General features: G+C 33.5%; 17 protein-coding genes and 1 pseudogene. 7 read left to right on the forward strand and 11 right to left on the reverse strand.

Annotated features, from left to right (window positions below):
- Window positions 1–147: 147 nt before the first annotated feature.
- The 4 genes from EG348_RS12385 (at window position 148) to EG348_RS21995 (ending at window position 2801) form a co-directional block, all read left to right on the forward strand.
- Window positions 148–939, forward strand: coding sequence for a phosphatase PAP2 family protein (locus EG348_RS12385; protein WP_228414724.1), 792 nt, complete (start codon window positions 148–150; stop codon window positions 937–939).
- A gap of 452 nt (window positions 940–1391) precedes the next feature.
- Window positions 1392–1586 (forward strand): hypothetical protein, encoded by a 195-nt coding sequence (locus EG348_RS12390; protein ID WP_123983413.1) that lies wholly within the window; start codon window positions 1392–1394, stop codon window positions 1584–1586.
- 370 nt (window positions 1587–1956) lie between these two features.
- Window positions 1957–2661, forward strand: coding sequence for a DUF1345 domain-containing protein (locus EG348_RS12395; protein ID WP_123983414.1), 705 nt, complete (start codon window positions 1957–1959; stop codon window positions 2659–2661).
- A gap of 11 nt (window positions 2662–2672) precedes the next feature.
- Window positions 2673–2801, forward strand: a complete 129-nt coding sequence (locus tag EG348_RS21995; RefSeq protein ID WP_262696681.1) for a hypothetical protein — start codon at window positions 2673–2675, stop codon at window positions 2799–2801.
- Between the two features lie 13 nt (window positions 2802–2814).
- On the opposite strand, the gene EG348_RS12400 is transcribed toward EG348_RS21995, so the two are convergent.
- The 6 genes and pseudogenes from EG348_RS12400 to dinB form a co-directional block, all read right to left on the reverse strand.
- A complete protein-coding gene (locus EG348_RS12400; protein ID WP_123983415.1) occupies window positions 2815–4035 on the reverse strand; it encodes a hypothetical protein in 1221 nt (406 codons plus the stop codon).
- The gene (locus tag EG348_RS12405; protein ID WP_123983416.1) at window positions 4032–4478 is read right to left on the reverse strand and encodes a ubiquinol-cytochrome c reductase iron-sulfur subunit; all 447 of its coding nucleotides are present in this window, start codon (window positions 4476–4478) and stop codon (window positions 4032–4034) included. Before EG348_RS12405 ends, EG348_RS12400 begins: the two co-directional genes overlap by 4 nt.
- A 2-nt stretch (window positions 4479–4480) precedes the next feature.
- Window positions 4481–5530, reverse strand: coding sequence for a di-heme oxidoredictase family protein (locus tag EG348_RS12410; protein ID WP_228414725.1), 1050 nt, complete (start codon window positions 5528–5530; stop codon window positions 4481–4483).
- A 454-nt stretch (window positions 5531–5984) separates the two neighbouring features.
- The gene (locus EG348_RS12415) at window positions 5985–6233 is read right to left on the reverse strand and encodes a hypothetical protein (protein WP_123983418.1); all 249 of its coding nucleotides are present in this window, start codon (window positions 6231–6233) and stop codon (window positions 5985–5987) included.
- 59 nt (window positions 6234–6292) lie between these two features.
- Window positions 6293–9376: pseudogene (locus tag EG348_RS12420) on the reverse strand (DNA polymerase III subunit alpha).
- A gap of 10 nt (window positions 9377–9386) precedes the next feature.
- Complete coding sequence (gene dinB, locus EG348_RS12425) at window positions 9387–10529, reverse strand: DNA polymerase IV (protein ID WP_123983419.1); 1143 nt, start codon at window positions 10527–10529, stop codon at window positions 9387–9389.
- 61 nt (window positions 10530–10590) lie between these two features.
- Between dinB and EG348_RS12430 the strand changes: the two genes are divergently transcribed.
- The 3 genes from EG348_RS12430 to EG348_RS21855 all read left to right on the forward strand — a co-directional run bounded on the left by EG348_RS12430 (window position 10591) and on the right by EG348_RS21855 (window position 12074).
- Entirely contained in the window at window positions 10591–11361 is a 771-nt protein-coding gene (locus EG348_RS12430; protein ID WP_123983420.1) for an XRE family transcriptional regulator, read from the forward strand.
- 97 nt (window positions 11362–11458) lie between these two features.
- A complete protein-coding gene (locus tag EG348_RS21850) occupies window positions 11459–11824 on the forward strand; it encodes an alpha-ketoglutarate-dependent dioxygenase AlkB (RefSeq protein ID WP_228414726.1) in 366 nt (121 codons plus the stop codon).
- Window positions 11825–11864: 40 nt separating this feature from the next.
- Window positions 11865–12074, forward strand: a complete 210-nt coding sequence (locus EG348_RS21855) for an alpha-ketoglutarate-dependent dioxygenase AlkB (RefSeq protein WP_228414727.1) — start codon at window positions 11865–11867, stop codon at window positions 12072–12074.
- A 308-nt stretch (window positions 12075–12382) separates the two neighbouring features.
- On the opposite strand, the gene EG348_RS12440 is transcribed toward EG348_RS21855, so the two are convergent.
- From EG348_RS12440 to EG348_RS12460, 5 genes are all read right to left on the reverse strand, one after another.
- Window positions 12383–13174 carry a DUF6602 domain-containing protein gene (locus tag EG348_RS12440; RefSeq protein WP_123983421.1) on the reverse strand — a complete coding sequence of 264 codons (792 nt, stop codon included), beginning with the start codon at window positions 13172–13174 and terminating at the stop codon, window positions 12383–12385.
- Window positions 13175–13185: 11 nt separating this feature from the next.
- Window positions 13186–13869, reverse strand: coding sequence for a hypothetical protein (locus tag EG348_RS12445; RefSeq protein WP_164463288.1), 684 nt, complete (start codon window positions 13867–13869; stop codon window positions 13186–13188).
- A 19-nt stretch (window positions 13870–13888) separates the two neighbouring features.
- Window positions 13889–14707, reverse strand: a complete 819-nt coding sequence (locus tag EG348_RS12450; protein WP_123983423.1) for a PD-(D/E)XK nuclease domain-containing protein — start codon at window positions 14705–14707, stop codon at window positions 13889–13891.
- Window positions 14708–14736: 29 nt separating this feature from the next.
- Entirely contained in the window at window positions 14737–15876 is a 1140-nt protein-coding gene (locus tag EG348_RS12455) for a hypothetical protein (RefSeq protein WP_034976031.1), read from the reverse strand.
- Between the two features lie 97 nt (window positions 15877–15973).
- On the reverse strand, window positions 15974–17386 hold the full coding sequence (locus EG348_RS12460; RefSeq protein ID WP_123983424.1) for a caspase domain-containing protein: 1413 nt from the start codon (window positions 17384–17386) through the stop codon (window positions 15974–15976).
- Between the last annotated feature and the right edge of the window lie 75 nt (window positions 17387–17461).

The raw sequence follows: 17461 nt of genomic DNA on the forward strand, positions 1-17461 counted from the left end.
GAAAGATTTTTCTCAAGTCATATCAATAGATTGAGTTCCCATATTTTATGGGAACAGGAAAGTCACATTAATGATATGACATAACAATATAACTGAAAGACGATTAGTAAGTAATACGAACATAAAAAGATAAAATTTGTACATGTTATGAGGTATTCGATAAAAAAAATTACGCTGTTGATTATTTTGATGAAATTTTCTCTAAGTATTTATGCTCAGGATAGTTTGTCTTTACAACCTATTGCTCATAAAGATTCTTTAATAACAAGAGATGATAACTTAGATTATAAAAAATTGATTGTTCCGGTTAGCTTAATATCGGGAGGTGTAATTGGTTTTGTAATTCCTGAGATCAAAAAGTATGATGTTAGTTTAAGAAATGAAGTTGGTGATCACAGATTAAACAATTCAAAATTAGACAACTATACTCAATTTATACCTGCAGCGCTGGTTTATGGGTTGAACATAGCGGGTGTTCAAGGAAAACATAATTTTAAGGATCGCACAATTATTTTGGCAACATCGCAAGCAGTTTCTTCGGCAATAGTTATTCCAGGAAAGTTATTGATCGGCAGGGAGCGACCTGATCAATCAAATAATATGTCATTTCCTTCAGGACATGCAGCAATCGCATTTTCAACTGCACAGTTTATGTTTAGAGAATATAAGGACAGCAATTATTGGATCGGTCTCGCGGGATATCCATTTGCTATTTTTACGAGTGTTTACAGAATCATCAATAATAAGCATTGGGCCACAGATGTATTGGCTGGAGCAGGTATCGGAATTCTTTCTACCGAATTAGCCTACTGGTTGTATCCCAAACTCAAAACTTTATTTAAAAGTAAAAGTGTAAAAACATTATCTATGATTTCTCCTTACTTCCAGCAGAGTTATCAGCAGAAAAATTTTGGTGTGAATTACCAGCTATTTTTTTAAAATGTAATATTATGGGATTTAAAAGGCGAATCAGAAGACGAATAATGAGGAGAGGAAAGCATCGACTTTCCACAGAAGATATATTCTATTTGGTGCTTTTTGCTATCATAGTAATATCCCTTATAACTTACGGATTTGAAAAATATTTTCATCCTGACAAACCTCATCATTCTAAATATCATGATAATAAAAAATAAATTAATCTGCCTACTAATACTACGATTAGTGAAATAATAAGTGATCAAAACAATAATTTTTTTCAGAGAGTCAAAATTAACATATTAGGTTTTTAATAGGACATTTAAAATTATTTAAATGTTAGAATTAATGGTGCTAAAATTTAATGTAAAATATTAATAATCAGTATTTTGTGATTTTGTTTTGGCATCTAATTTGCCTTATATTTATTACAAAATATATAAATTAATATTCACCTTTAAAATTAAATTGTTATGAACAACGAAGATCAAAAAAAAGAGACACACGACCACAAAGAACATCACGACCACAAAGAACATCATCCGCACAAGGAACATCACGAAGGCCCTGAACATGCAAATGAGCCAGAGCATCACGAAGAGAAGGAGCATCATCAGGAAAAAGAACATCATGATGAAAAAGAACATCATGATAATGATAAAAAATAAGTAGCATAGCTCTTTAGTATACTGAATTTCAATAATGGAATTCAGTATATTTTTTTAATAAATAACAAATACGTTCAGTATTTCAATTATCTTCTTAATTGCGCTTTTTCAAATTGGTGATAATTAATTAATTCACTAATGATAAAATTTATTTTGAATCTGGAAATACGTTTAATCCTACAAAACAGTATTTCTGCTTTCGGGCGCTTTACGAAAACATAAAGAATATCCACGAAGTAATAAATCTCAGATTTCTTGGGTTTCTGTTATATTTTTTATCACTCAGAAATTTTTCGCCAGTGATTAAAACTGTAATAAATATTCTTGATCTAAATTTAAAATTACATAATCAACCTATCACTGCGATGATATGAATATTAAAAAAAAACTAAAAATAGTAGCTGATAGGATCAACCACTTGGATTCACATTATAAATTATATATTTCACTTGCGTCGGCAACTTTGCTCTTTTTATTATTGCTGCGAACTAATATGGAAACATCAATAACTTTGATGATTATCTGGTTGGGATTCGCCACTATGAGTCTGATACTGTCTTGGATAACAATCCTGACTTCCCATCCTTCAGATGTGAAGCATGAAGCTCACGCGCAAGATTCAGGCAGAACCCTTATATTTTGCTTTGTAGTAGTTGCAGCCTTTGCCAGTTTGCTTGCAATCATCATACTTTTAAAAGAAACATCGGGCAAGACAGATCAAGGAATTTATGCAGAGATACTTATTCCTTTAGGTTGCGTTGCAGGATCCTGGTGGCTCTTACACACCGTATTCACACTTAGATACGCTCATTTTTTCTATTGTGATATAGATCATGACAGTGGAAGGAAAATCAAGCCTAAAGGGTTGAGGTTTCCGGAAGACAATGAACCAGATTACCTTGATTTTGCTTATTTTTCATTTGTTATCGGGATGACTTTTCAGGTTTCAGATGTAGAAATAACGTCGAAAAGGATACGGCGATTAGCTTGGATACATGGGATATTAGCTTTTGCATTTAATACTTTTATTGTAGCATTTACTATTAATATTATAGCAGGATTCTTTCAAAAATAAAAAAGAACAAGTTGAAGATATTAAACAGACTTTTCAAGAGTGGAAGATCTGTAGAACTAGTCGCTCAGGCTTTTAATGTTCATTCTGCCACTATTTACTACAGATTGTACAGAAGACAGACTTTTCTTAAACTAAAGTAAAAGCATTAAATCATTAAAAATACGTTGAAACTCCAAAACTGAATCCTGTTGTGGTTGCTGCAGGGTTCACAAAAATGTCTTTCTGTTTCTGAAACCTATAATTAAGTCTAAAAACAGTTTGTGCATTGGGTCTGAAACTGATTGCAGGCATAATACTCCATAAATTATCTCCAATTTTGCTATTGTTTTCTTTAAAATATCCTACATTCCAATCTACATATTCGAAACGGCATGCAAGGTTAACAATCGCATCTTTCCAGCCCAAGATTTTTCTTTTAATTATTGGCTGGACAATATCTACAAATCCTCCATGTTGTCTATTTCCATATTGTTGTGTATAAGTTTCCGGAACATCTACTTTTACCCAAGCCCATTCTACAGTAATAAAAGTTCCCAGATTTGGAAGTGTATTATTATAATCTAATGCAAATACCCGAACCCTTCTTTTATCGTCAACCTGAAGACCATCATCCTGAAATTTATTATAAACACCTCCCATATAAGAGACTCCAAGTTCTCCTGCTTTTTCATGTCTTGTGGCAATTTTTGCTGTTAAAAGAGGAATACCGCTATTAATTTCTTCAAAACGTTCAGGATTACCTTTGGCAGCAGGCAAGTATGTTTTGTTTTGATTATTGTCAATAATTGAATTATCAAAATTTCCTGAGAGATAAACTTCGTAGCCGAACATCCACTCGGCTTTATACATTTTGCCATAAAATCCGAAACCAGCATTACTGAATGTTGCAGGCAACATTGCTGTAGCAGATATAGGGCGATCGGTAAACTCCCATTTCGGACCGTCATGATTTTGGTTGAAAGCACCAATTGGATTCATAATAATTCCTCCTCTCAAATTAAGCAAAGGATTAAACTCTACATCAATGGCGGCAAATTCAATATTAATCTCTTTACCTCCTTCTTCTAATTCTATTTCACTCAGAAATTTAATTTTTGAGGAAATTGTAGAAGATACGAAAAGTGTCATCCTACGTAACTGAAATTGATGTCCATCAGATATACCATTAGTGCTGATATGCTGCCAATTGGCTTCCGCATAGCCACCAATAGAAACAGGTACTTTCCCTAATCCTAAGAAGGGACGCTTATATACTGCATCCATGTTCAAAGAGCGAGTACTGTCTACAGGTGTTCTTTTTAATAATTCAGGATCTATCTGTGCTGTGGCTTTTTGAAAAATTAAAATTATAATAAGGTAGATAATTTTTTTCATACTGGTTTTTTTAAAGAAATTTTCAAAAAATCCGATTTTATGTATACAGGAAATTTTCTTAAGGTCTGATCAGCAGGACCGTTTTGTACTAAACCTTTGTTGGAAAATTCACTACCATGTGCAGAACACTGTAGTTTATCTCCAAATACTTGTAACTGGGTACCCTGATGAGTACATTGCATCCATAATGCTTCATACTCAGTTTCCGAAAAACGAAATACGCAAATCGGATATTTGAGAGCTTCATTTTGAATGATTACATAAGATAATTTTTTGTCAGGATATTTTCTATCCGTAAAATCCTTCATAGGCAATATGATATAATCGTCTTTAATCGTTCCTGTAATCATTTTATTGCTTATACACCCTGAAAGAATGGGAGGAATAACAGTAAAGCCTAAACAGACCAAACTGCATTTTTTGAGAAATTCAAGTCTGTCCATAATTATAGAGATTTTAAAAATTTAATAACAACTTCTTTTTCCTGAGCTGGCAATTGAGTGTATTTGGTTCTGCTGGTTGAAGCCTCACCTCCGTGCAGCTGTATTGCTTCTTCTATACTTTTTGCCCTTCCATCATGCATTAAGAAGTATTGGCCACCTTGTGATTTTGGGGATAAACCCAGCCCCCACAATGCAGGGGTACGCCATTCATAAGTTTTTGCCGTGCCTTCTGTATAGCTATCATCCAAAGAAGCACCCATATCATGAAGTAATAAGTCTGTGTATGGATAAAACTTTTTATTGGATAATGGTGAAATTGAAGAGGATGAGGTTTTCAGTTCCGGGACATGACATTTATTACAACTTATCAGAGAGAATATAGTCTTTCCTTGTTTAATAGTAATGTTTTGTGCATCTCGTTGAATAGGTGTTTTCAATGTACGAAGGTAAAATACAACATCGGCAATGGTCTTATCAGAAACTTCGGGATCACTATTCATTCCCGAATAAACATCTTGTGGATTAAAAGTTGAAGTAATGCCCATGTCTTGATTGTAAGCATTAACGGTTTGTTGTAGTAAACTGTATGTGGATGCCTTTTTACCAAATCTTCCTATATACTTCCCTCCTTTTGGTACAGCAAAGGAGAATGGAGCTTGATATGCCGGAAGCTGAATATAATTGGGGACTCCTGAGATGCCATCATTATTAGTGTCAAAAGGGTCAGCCATTGCCAAAATATCCATATCAGAAACTAATTCAATAAAACCTAATCCTGTATTGGCAGGCGGTGTAAATTTTGAAAATGTTGCGCCGGGAGGAATTGCTTCCGGAGTATGACCCGGTATCGCCCTATTTTGCAATTGAGGACCACCTAAATGCAAAAATAAATTTCCTGTTTCGTCAATCTGTCCAAAACGTGTAAGCGTAGTAAAGGGAGTTCCCTTTCCATCACCAGCATGACAGCTTCCACAACTTGTTGCCACGAAGGTAGGACCAAGACCTTTCCCCACTGTGAAAATTTCATCGTTAAAGGCGATATCACCTCTCAAAAATTGTTGGTTTTCAGCATAAGATAATCCCTCAATGGAACCATCCAGTAATTCACTCTCATCTATCGCTGCAGGCTGAAGTTTATCACAGGCTTGTACAATCAGAAAAAGAAGATAGAAAATTATAATAATAGTTATATATCTCTTACTCATATTTTTTTTACAAATATAACAAATATTAGACTAGTCTAACTTTTTAGTTTTTGCAAGCCTAACTTTTATTAAAATATTTCAAGAGGGAGTAAATTTCAGTATCTTGGTTTTACAAACACGACGGAATAGTTCTTACCCGCAATAGATCAAAATTCCTGACAATAGAGATCCATGTCAGAATATTTTTTCAGCATTCATATAATTTTTTCTTTTAGCTTTTGATACTGGTTTAATTATAGCCATAATTAATCTAAAGTCATATCTAAATGGTTTTCACCTTTTAAAAGAGATATAAAATTCATCATTTCATTTTTAGAAAATCTTTGAAAGCAACGCTTGATGCATAAGGATAGAATCCATATTTATTAGGCGCATTCAGATCAACCATTACATAATCTAAAAAATTTGCATCATCTAACTTTTCACAAAGTACTTTGTAGACCTCGATACGCTTGTCCTGATTGTGAAAAGATATATGATCTGTTAAGACATAAGTTTTCAGGTGAAAGTTCTGGAAGATATCGAGAAATTTCTTCTTTAGATAATACAAATTAAAATGAGTTTATAATTCATTTATTTGAATATCAAATTCCAATAATAATTTTTGTTTTAAAAATAATATCCCATTTTCTTACGAGGCAATTCAATTTCGTATTCCTGTGGATAAGGCTCTCTAAAAGTTACACTCACATCCTCCCGAAGACTCCTTTCTATTTCCAGTGATTTTTCTTTATCCATCGAATATCGGGGATCTACAATCAGTGGCATCTTTGCCATTTTTGTAATGGTAACCGTCGGAAAGTGATAATCTACCTCAACGGTTCCCAATAGAAGATAGATACCACCCTCCTTAAAAGGAAACCTTCTGAGGCTATCAGGGAAGTGGGCTGTATCAAAATACTGTCCTTCGGCATCGATCCAAGTCCCGAAGTACATATCATCTTTCTTTCCGGGATGATTTTTCTTTTTGATGGGAACGTGTTTTCTTGAAATCAGATAGGCCAGCATCTTAACCTGCTTCTTATGATATTTAAGAAGATCCTTTACCAGAACGTGACCTCTGTATTTTGTTTTAAGCAGGTCAAATATAGAGAAGGAAACAGAAAAGCCTAAAATTTCAATTTCGTCGAAAGCGTCTTCAAATTTATTCTTTTCAATAACTGGTAATTGATAATTCTTTTGAGGCTCATCAAATAAAGAAATGATCTTAGTTTTATACTGCCCTTTTGATAATAAGAATCTTGCTTCGATCAGCAGTTCGTGTTTTTGTTTTCCTGTAAACCTGAAGGCTCCAATAAAAATGAGTGTTTGTAATGATTCAATACCAATGGATATTCGTTTAACAAAATCCTCAAGCGATTTGTACTCTCCATTGTTTTTTCGTTCTTCAGCAATAAATAGCTTGACCGCAGCTTCAAGCTTTTCAATGTGCAAAAAACCCAGGTATACATCAATACCATAGACCGTCGTCTGAAATTCACTGAGGTTCACACAAGGATTATGAATGGTCGCTCCTGCCATTTTAGCTTCGTGCACATAAACTTCCGTTCTGTAAAACCCACCGCCATTGTTGATGGCTGATACCATAAATTCAATGGGGTAGTAGGCTTTTAGATAAAGACTCTGATAACTTTCCACCGCATATGATGCAGAATGTGCCTTACAGAATGAATATCCTGCGAAGGATTCGATCTGCCTGTACACTTCCTGCGAAAGTTGTTCAGGATGCCCTTTTTTCTTACATGATTCAAAGAAGTCATCTTTTAATTTCTGTAAGGCAGATAAGGAGCGACCTTTACCGCTCATTGCCCTCCTTAAAACATCACCATTTTCTGCAGAAACACCGCCAAAGTGCAAAGCTATTTTAATGACATCTTCCTGATAGACCATGATGCCGTAGGTTTCTCCCAATTCTTTTTCAAAGACCTCGTGAAAATATTCGAACTGATCCGGATGGTTATGTCGGAAGATATATTCGCGCATCATTCCGCTCTGTGCCACTCCTGGACGAATGATAGATGAGGCAGCCACCAGAACCTTATAATTTTCACATTTCAATCTCCTTAATAATCCACGCATTGCGGGGGATTCTATGTAAAAACAGCCTATGGTCTTCCCGATACTTAGATATTCATTGCACTTGGTCTCATTCTTTGAAATCCTTGTATCTTCAATGTCGACAATAATCCCTCTTTTTTCCTCAATCAACTTGACTGTATCTTTAATGGTTCCTAATCCTCTTTGTGAGAGAATATCAAATTTTTCAAGGCCTATCTCTTCAGCCGTATGCATATCGAACTGTACGATTGGGAATTCTTTTGGGGGAAACTATAAAGCAGAGTAATTCGTGATCGGCTCCTCTGAGATCAGGATCCCACAGGAATGCATGCTTCTTTGATTAGGAAAACCTATAAGCAATCTTTCATATTTATATACCTCATGGACAATAGAATTCTGATCATGCTGATCTTTCGGTTTTTTAGAGAGTTGATCCAATTCATCTTTAGGAAGCCCAAACACTTTTCCAAGCTCCCTAAATCTTGATCTGCTCTTGAACTCCACATTAGTTCCACAAAAAGCGACGTGGTCTTTTCCATATTTGTTAAAAATATATTCTAGTATGGTATCCCGATTCTTCCAGCTCCAGTCGATATCAAAATCAGGAGGTGTCTTCCGGTTAAGATTCAAAAATCTTTCAAAATATAAATCAAGTTCCAAAGGACAAATGTCAGTAATTCCAATGCAATAGCTGACAATGGAGTTGGCACCGCTTCCTCGTCCCACATGCATAAATCCTGTTCGTTTGCTGTATTGGATAATATCCCAAGTAATTAAAAAGTAACCACAAAAATTTAATTGATCAATGACGCCAAGCTCTTTCTCAACTCTTGCCTTTGCTTGTATATTGTCAACAGAATATCGCATTCCCAATCCTTCATAGGCTAATTGTGTCAGCAATTTAAAATCATTCTCTTTGCTATCGGTATAATATTTTTTATTTTTTGGTGTTTTAAAGTCAAAATCGAAGCTGCAAGCATTGACAATATATTTGGTATTTTCAATGATCTCAGGATACTGACAATACTTCTCCAACAGTTGTCTTTTACCGATAAAGGTCTCATTGTTTTTACAATGATCATCTTCTGTCAATTTGGTGAACAGGGTGTTTCCTGCTATTGCCCTCAAAACCTTATGCAGTTCATATTCTTCCTCCGTCTTAAAGGTCACCGGATGCAATATGACCATTTTATGAATCAGAGTCTTAAATTCAGGATTGAACAATAGGTTTAATTCATCCTGTCTTATTCCTATAAATTCATGTTCCAACAGTTTTTCGGGCATATTTTGTAAAGGATAGATAACAAATGTATTTTCAAGATCGGGATTAGCTCTAGAAATTTCAATGCCATCACAATTGTATGCCGTCAAAAGCCTGTTGACCTCCGCAATGCCTTTTGGATTTTTGGCAATACACACGAAGTACTGCTCATTTTTAACCCGCACATCGACCCCAACAATCGGTTTGATGCCTCTTTCCTGACAGAGTTTGTAAAACTGATAGATACCGGTAACCGTATTGATGTCAGTCAGAGCCAAAACCTTTAATCGATGGTCAACAGCCAGCTGAACCAGATCTTCAACAGAGATGGTCCCGTAACGCAGGCTGTGATAAGTATGGCAATTGAGAAACATGAGTAATGCTTTATTTTAAAAATCCTGACGCTCGGCCGACACTGGAAACCCCAAATCGGTTCTTGATCTTATCCATCGTTTCATACAGTGAAATGAGCTCTTCCGTATCTTCGAAAAGATCCATCTGATGACAGCCGTGAACCAGTCCTGTGAACTTAACGCCGATCAGCCTTATTCTCATCCTTCTGGTGTATAGCTTCTTAAATAGTTCCAATACATATCTGAGCAGCGTATGGTCAGCTGAGGTGTATGGAATCTTGCATTGCTTGATCTCGGTGTCGAAATTGGAATATCGGATCTTGACCGAAACTGTTGAGGTCAGCCACTTTTCTTGTCTCAGCTGGAAAGCAAGCTTTTCAACCATCCCGGATAATATGCTTCTGATCTTTAGGATATCGATAGTATCCTGAGAAAACGTATCCTCTGTGGAAATTGATTTCCTTTCGGAATATGGGACAACGGGTGTTTCGTCAATCCCATGGGCTTTTTTCCAAAGTACAGTTCCATTCTTTCCGACCAACTCTTGCAGTACATCAACAGGCATTTCAGAAAGTGTTTTTATGGTCTTAACACCTAATCTCGAAAAGAGCTGAAAGGTCTCAGGTCCGATCATCGGAATTTTTTTAATCGATAGAGGATTCAGAAAGTTTTGAATATTGTCCTCCTTTACCTCAAACCTGCCAGTAGGTTTGGATTCTCCAGTACCAATTTTGGAAACCGTTTTGTTTGTAGATAATGCACAACTTATTGGTAGACCTGTATTCTTTGTAACCGCATTCGCAATTTCGTTTGTCCATTGATAGCACCCGAAGAATTTATCCATTCCGGAGAGATCCAGATAAAATTCGTCAATACTGGCTTTTTCCAACACAGGTACTCTTTCCTGAATGACCTCTGTCACCAGATGAGACATATTGGAATAGTATTCCATATCACCTTTGATCACTTTAACTTCAGGACATAATCTCATTGCCATTTTTATCGGCATTGCACTTCTAACGCCAAAATATCTCGCCTCATAAGAGCATGATGCCACCACACCACGATCCCCACCTCCAATGATGACCGGCAGTTTCTCTAATATTGAGTTTTTTAGCCGTTCACAGGAGACAAAGAACGTGTCCATATCCATATGCGCAATTGCTCTTTCCATATTGCAAACTTAGTCACGTTTTTAAACAAAATGCGTATATTTGTTGTCATAAATTATGACAATGTCAATTTTTGCAGATAACATCGTGTTTTTAAGAGGTAAGAAAAATCTAACGCAGCAGAAGCTGGCGGATGAACTCATTCTTACCAGATCGAGATATGTTTCTTATGAGTATGAAAAGGCAGAACCGCCAATTGATGTGTTGATAAGAATCTCCAAATACTACAATATCAGCATTGATCTTTTAGTTACTGTTGACATTAGAAAATATCCAATTGATGATATTTTGAATTTGCCCAATAATCGGGTAGTCCTACCTATTGTTGTGGATAAGGATGGTAATAATTACATTGAGATCGTTCCACAAAAAGCTTCAATGGGTTATTTGAAAGGCTTCAATGACCCTGGCTATATTGAAAAACTTATGAGGATTCTTCTGCCATTTTTAAAAAATGGAAAATACAGAGGCTTTCTGGCAGACGGCGATTCAATGCCACCTTTTGCCGATCAATCGATAATCATCGGAGAATATGTTGAAAAACTGGATGACCTCAAACTTGATAAGGATTATGTTTTTGTGACTAGGGAAGGTATCACTTATAAGACATTTTTAAAGAGAAATAAAAAATCAATTACGGTAGCAGCTGATAATTTATTTTATGAACCTTATAACATTGCATTAGGGGATATAGTTGAAATATGGAGTTATGTAATGGGAATTTTACCTAAAGACTATAAACCTTTAATGCCGGATTATGCCAATTTAAAAATGATGATTGGGGATTTGAAGACCACGATTCTAAACTTGGAAAATAAGGTTTCTAGTTTTTAAACATAGTCTGTTAATTAAAGATCTTACCAAAAAGCGAATTGAAAACACAAATAGAAATGGGATGGCATAAAGAAAAATATTTTAAAAGAAAATTGCAATGAGCCAGCTGAGTTTATTTGATACTGAAGAATTTTACGAGTTTCCAAAAGACCTTTTGGAATATAAAGAAAATTTCTTGAGCAGGGAAGAGGCGGATCGATTGAAAGACCATCTGTTTGAAACGGCTCCATGGGAACAACGTACCCAGAAAATGTATGATAAGACAGTCATAACCCCACGACTAACCGCCTGGTATGGTGATGACAAAAAATCTTATGAATCGGCTGATAATAATGCTTCAAGCACCAATCCCTGGACTCCGGAGTTGCTGGCATTAAAAGAAAGAATTGAACAAGAATTCGGTTACAGGTTCAATGGGGTTCTATTAAACCTTTATCGTGACCAAAATGATTCGGTAGCTTGACACAGAGATAAGGAAAGCAGATATGGAAAAAGACCTGTTATTGCATCTGTCAGCCTCGGTCAGACCCAGAAACTTTGATTTCAGAAAAAAAGACCATTATCAGAGCAAATATAGCCTGCCTCTTCCGAACGGTTCGTTGCTTATTATGAAAGGTGATCTTCAGGAACGTTGGGAACATAGGATTGCTAAATCCATTGTGCCTATGAAAGAACGTATCAATTTGACATTTAGGTTGATCCGGGACGCATAATGATTCGTTCTATATTGGCTTTAATATTATTTCGTTGAAATGATTTGTGATCTTGGAGCAGGGATATTGGAAGATAAATATTATACGGAAAAATTAAGATATTATATGGTTTTTTAAAATAAAATTAACATCATGGCTTGCCTTTAAATATCCTTACTTTCTATATTTTTGTCATGGAAATTCTTATTAAAGGTTTTCACGGTTATTAGTTTTTATCCCCATATTATTTGGGGATTTTTTTATGATTGTTGTTACCATATTCTAAGCTTTAGATTAAATTTAAGAAATAACAAGATAAAATAGTTAAATTATATATTCTTATCTAAAAATCTCTTTTTATAATCCTCTACTTGAAAGGAACTTGAAAAATATTTTTCTTCCAGATTCTGTATATTGTAATTTCCTACTTTCCAATTCAGAACATCTGAAGTTCTTTCCCAAATTGAATCTGAATTAAAATGATGTTCATTTTGAAAACAAGATTGTGGAATCCAATCTTTATTGTGTAATTCTGCTTCGAGTTTATATTTAATTTCATAATCAAGTGATCTAAAATAATTTATATTAACTTTTTTAGCATGTTTATCAACGTCTAGAAATGAAAATAGCTCATTGAAAAAGGAAGCGCAGTATAATTTTAGATTTTCATTTTCTGAATGGACTGAATAAAATCTAGGTCTTATTGTGTCGTCAACCATTTTATAATCAATAAGATCTGTAATGATGCATTGTTGATTTAAAACACAAACTGAGTTTAATGTTTCAAATAAATACATTATGTCTTTTGTTAGTATTCCAGACTTATCTTTAGAGTGATAAAAATTGCATATAGCTTCAGATATCGTACTTTCAGAAGAGTAGCCTTTATTAAATGCAAAAATACCTTTAAAAATTGGGGCAGGAGTATTTGTATTTCTGGCTACTTCCCATAATAGATCCATTCCATCGTTAAATTGATTAGAATCTAATGTAGATTTTACTTCTATTACAGCCCGTAGTGCTTTTTCTGGTATAACAACTAAGTCTCCTTCCCTAAATAAAGGAGAGAAATTTTGTGAATCATAAATAAGAATATCACATTGTCTTTTGCATCCTTCCACAAAACCTGTAGCTACTTCATATTTTTTGGCAAATATTTTTTTAATATTCCTCTTAATAATTCTTCACGATAGTTTCCTTTAACGGGATTGTGTTGTATTAAGAGTTCAATTCGCTGACTCTTTGATATAATTTCGTCTGCAATTCCTTCTAAAAACCTTTTTTTGTTTTCATATTCTAATGCAAATGCTGATAATTTAATGAATTTTCCTTTAGACTGCTTTTCAAAGCTTAACAAACCCTTGCTTATGCTTAATTTTATTAGAGCTTCGGCTTCATTTTCCTTTAAGTTGTAATTATTCTTATAAAAATCTATAATAACCTCTACATCAACCTTTTTTAATGGATTAGTGTAAATGATGTTTTCTATAGCTTTATAAGAAATTGAATAAATTTTTTGAAGATCCAAAAATCTTCCAAAAATTTCAGTTGATGAAGATTTTAGGTCTGGAAATGCGGTACCTTTAAAATCTTCCAATTCAATAATTGTAGGTTCATCTGGAAAATTATACCAAAACGCAGACAACTTTTTATTGGTTGGGTTAATTGTGGCAACTATTAGTTTTATTTCATCAAAATCCTTATCAACATCAATAAATCTCGTTCCTTCTTTAATTTTATCTATTGGGTACATTTTATAATTATTATTTTGTAAAACAGTGGATAATTTGATTTTCTTTATATTATCATTTTGCATTATCAATAATATGCAGATATTATAATATGCTCTCTTTGTAGGTTCTGATGTTCCTTATTTTACTGTTGAAGCTGATTCCAATTTCATAAATATTAAGATTGTCAATCCTATACTTTGCTGCATAATCTTTGTCTATGATTTGGTTCAAAGCTTCCTGAGAATCATCAGAATCTTCTGAAAATTTAAATTCCATTATATAGATTTTACGGCTGAATCGTATGACCGCATCTATCCTCCCAATATTTGTGGATTCCTCCGGAACAATATTGAATCCAAGTAACTTCAAAATCAAGAAGACATTAGCGTGATAATAACCTTCGGTTTGCTTGACAATCTCGTAAGAAACGTTTGCAAAAACAGATTTTAGGTCCGCGATGAAATTTTCAATGTCATGATTTATTAAATGATATCTCAATTGCTGGTACAATAAAACATTTTCATCCTCCAGATCATAAATTTCAATTGCATATTCAAAAGCTGATAAGATCTTTTCTATATATGACGTAAAATACGAAATAATCCAATCAGTATCTTCTCCATCATAGAGAGTATCTACAAGATGCCTATCGTTATTAATATCATCTATAAACCTTTGTAAATAATAAAGTAAGTTTTGCGGCGTAGCAAATCTATGAGGTATTAATCGTTCGAAATTGAGATTTTCCTCAATATTTAAATAAATATTTATTAGAAAGTCCAGGATTTCATTTCCTTTTGGTAGGAGATAGATTCCAACATCTCTCTGGTCATATACTGCCCTATAAAAATCATTTAACTCAAAAATATTATATGTAAAAAATTCGTGTAAGTATTGCTCTACCCTTTCAATTTTTGTCATTGGCTTGTAAGTTTATTTATAGATTTAGATTACCAATCCATATTTGCTGAGTTATCAAATATTCCCTGCAAATGATCACAAAATTTTTCCATAATATCATTATCGTGCATTGCAGATTCATACATCCCATTGCTTGCATAAGGTAATATTGTGATTAAACCTTGCCCTTGGGTATATGTGAGTGCAGGTTTTAAATTGCTGCTATTCATATCAGAGATAAAAGATTCTATCAAACATATAACTTCATTATCTTTAAATTCCAGTGTGCCTTGAAAAGAAAACCTATTTTTAGTCTTATTAAAGTTCATCATTACTGGTACAGCACCGGCTCCGGAATGAAAGTGGAATGCATTGCCGTCTTTTCCAAATGCACCGTGAGCAACAAAGTTCCTTACCTGATTCCTTATCATCAGTAATTCAATATAATATTCCTTTAACATATCGTCAGATATGACAGTATTAAATTTAGTTTTCCATTCGGCATCGATTAATTTTGTGACTTCTTCCCCTGTTTTTATTTTTTGTGTAAGGATAGCAAGATGAATAAATAGATGTTCTGTCCAGCTAAAAAATGATTCAATAGTTGAAATTGCTAACCATTTTGTGCTTTGCCGTATCTTGTAGTAATTTTTGGAACCTAGAACAAAAGTGCCATCAATAGAAATCCTTTCTTTAGATAATTTTTCTAGTTTCTTATTTTCTGATTTATATAGATTTAGAAAATAATTAAATCGTTCAAATAAATATCCATTATTATTTACAATATTTATTTCGGAACTCTTGATAGCCTCTGCTGCCAAGTGGTTAAAATATGGTCTTGAAGATTTTATCGCACCGTTAATTTTCTTAGTAATTATTTTCGCATCTTCTTCATCTTCCTTATTTTGAATAAAAACCCCAACTCCCATTTTCCTGTGTTCAATCAGAAATGCTTTACCATTAAAATCAATTGGAATAGACCAAGCCAGCTTTTCAGATCTTCCTGTGTCTTTGAAACCTAATAAATTTACAAATAGAAAATAAACTAAGTAGTAATCCTGTATCTCCCTTCCTGCATCACTTCTTTCAGCAAAAAATAATAGTTTTTCGTTTGCTTTTGTATTATCATCGACTTGCTTTATTGGAAATAATATTTTCAGGGCATTTTCTTTGTATTTTTCAATATTCATATTCTATTTTTATGCAGGTAGTTGGGTTTTCATTTTCCGGCTTTAAGCATCTTCAATGATTTAGATAAAATAATTTTAAACTATTTTAATGTGTTTTTTATATAATAAATCTAATGTATCTAAGTTCAAAATTCGAATTAATTCTTATCGATTCAACTGGCGCATTAAGATATTTGGCTAGGACTGTCTTTAATCCATTTTCATTATACCCATCAATATAATACTTCGATATTTCTTTTTTAATATCATTTCCGTTAAAGATTATTGATTCGATCACCTGGACTATTCTATCTCCAAAACCATCGTTTGTTGTTTTTTGGCTGCATTTAATTTCAATATTTATTGTCTGCGAATTTGGTAAAAATAATATAGAGTAATCCTGTTGAATTAAAATACCATTTATGAAATCGAATGATTGATTGAATGCTGGATTATCTCTTAATTTAAAAATTTCTTCTCTATAATTTCCTTTAAAATTATTAAATCTGAATTCACCTTTGCTGTCGTAATACATTTCAAATAGAATTCCATTTAGAATATGATTCTCGGAGTTTATTTGAAAATCTAGTAGTGACCTATTAAGATTTTCAAAAAATGTCATAGCGGAATTTGCCCCACCAATAGCGCATTGTAATAAATTTCTTCCTAAAATGAACATTTGGTCCTTATCTAATTGACTTACTGGTATTGTTATTAAATAATCAATTGCAGGATTTTGTTTGTACCAATTGTAGGTCTTTAGTTCTTTAATTTTTTTGTAAAATTCTGAATCTTCATAATAATTTTCATCTTTCAAAACATTCGGATTATAAGGTAGGCTTAAAATATTTAGTTTTTGATGTTTGTAAAAGTAAAAATCACCAATTAATGAGGTGTGTTCCCAAGTTGTTTGTCTTCCTCCTGACAATGCAAAAACTGTCTTTCTTACAGATTTAAATAGATCTTCGACAGCTATCCTTTCGGACGAGAGGTGCTTTATTAGTGAGCCCGTATAAATACTATTATTCTCATATCCGACATCTAAAGCACCTTCATTTGGAGATGTTGAAAATGCTATTAGTGATCCTTTAGGAGCTATAATTGGACTAAATCCAAGTGCAGTCCCGCGACCAAATGATCTTCTGCAAGCATCTAATATCACTATGTTTAATTTAGTAGGATTTTGCCTGTATATGTCAAATAAATCATTTAAAGTAATACAATTTTGTTTTGCCACATATTTATTTTCAGGAGGAATTTGCGAATCGATACTCGCCAAAAAATTCTCTCCATCTACTTCGAATCCGTGACCTGCAAAATAAAAAATAGATGCATCAAAATCTTTTAGTAAGTCGCTATATTCTTGTAAAATTTCAACTATGTTTTTTTGATCGATATTTAGATATAATTTTACCTCATAATTGTAATCTTTAAAGATTTCAGCAATTTGATTTGCATCATTTTCTCCGTTAGTTAATTCACTTCCTTTAAAGTAGTTGTTATTGCCAATTATAATTGCTAATGTTTTCATATATCTAAGTCGATTTGGATGTTTTTAAATATTCGTTGATAAAATGTAGAAAATTAGAATTTTGCAAGCTATTCT

Source organism: Chryseobacterium sp. G0201 (assembly GCF_003815655.1).
In the GTDB taxonomy this organism is placed as follows: Bacteria; Bacteroidota; Bacteroidia; order Flavobacteriales; family Weeksellaceae; genus Chryseobacterium.

Bases quoted from the DNA above. Each gene is read 5' to 3' on its own strand.
- EG348_RS12460 (WP_123983424.1), bottom strand. From the start codon at position 17,386: ATGAAAACATTAGCAATTATAATTGGCAATAACAACTACTTTAAAGGA.
- dinB (WP_123983419.1), bottom strand. From the start codon at position 10,529: ATGGAAAGAGCAATTGCGCATATGGATATGGACACGTTCTTTGTCTCC.
- EG348_RS12400 (WP_123983415.1), bottom strand. From the start codon at position 4,035: ATGAAAAAAATTATCTACCTTATTATAATTTTAATTTTTCAAAAAGCC.
- EG348_RS12430 (WP_123983420.1), top strand. From the start codon at position 10,591: ATGTCAATTTTTGCAGATAACATCGTGTTTTTAAGAGGTAAGAAAAAT.
- EG348_RS21850 (WP_228414726.1), top strand. From the start codon at position 11,459: ATGAGCCAGCTGAGTTTATTTGATACTGAAGAATTTTACGAGTTTCCA.
- EG348_RS12390 (WP_123983413.1), top strand. From the start codon at position 1,392: ATGAACAACGAAGATCAAAAAAAAGAGACACACGACCACAAAGAACAT.
- EG348_RS12450 (WP_123983423.1), bottom strand. From the start codon at position 14,707: ATGACAAAAATTGAAAGGGTAGAGCAATACTTACACGAATTTTTTACA.
- EG348_RS12445 (WP_164463288.1), bottom strand. From the start codon at position 13,869: ATGCAAAATGATAATATAAAGAAAATCAAATTATCCACTGTTTTACAA.
- EG348_RS12385 (WP_228414724.1), top strand. From the start codon at position 148: ATGAGGTATTCGATAAAAAAAATTACGCTGTTGATTATTTTGATGAAA.
- EG348_RS12405 (WP_123983416.1), bottom strand. From the start codon at position 4,478: ATGGACAGACTTGAATTTCTCAAAAAATGCAGTTTGGTCTGTTTAGGC.
- EG348_RS12455 (WP_034976031.1), bottom strand. From the start codon at position 15,876: ATGAATATTGAAAAATACAAAGAAAATGCCCTGAAAATATTATTTCCA.
- EG348_RS12395 (WP_123983414.1), top strand. From the start codon at position 1,957: ATGAATATTAAAAAAAAACTAAAAATAGTAGCTGATAGGATCAACCAC.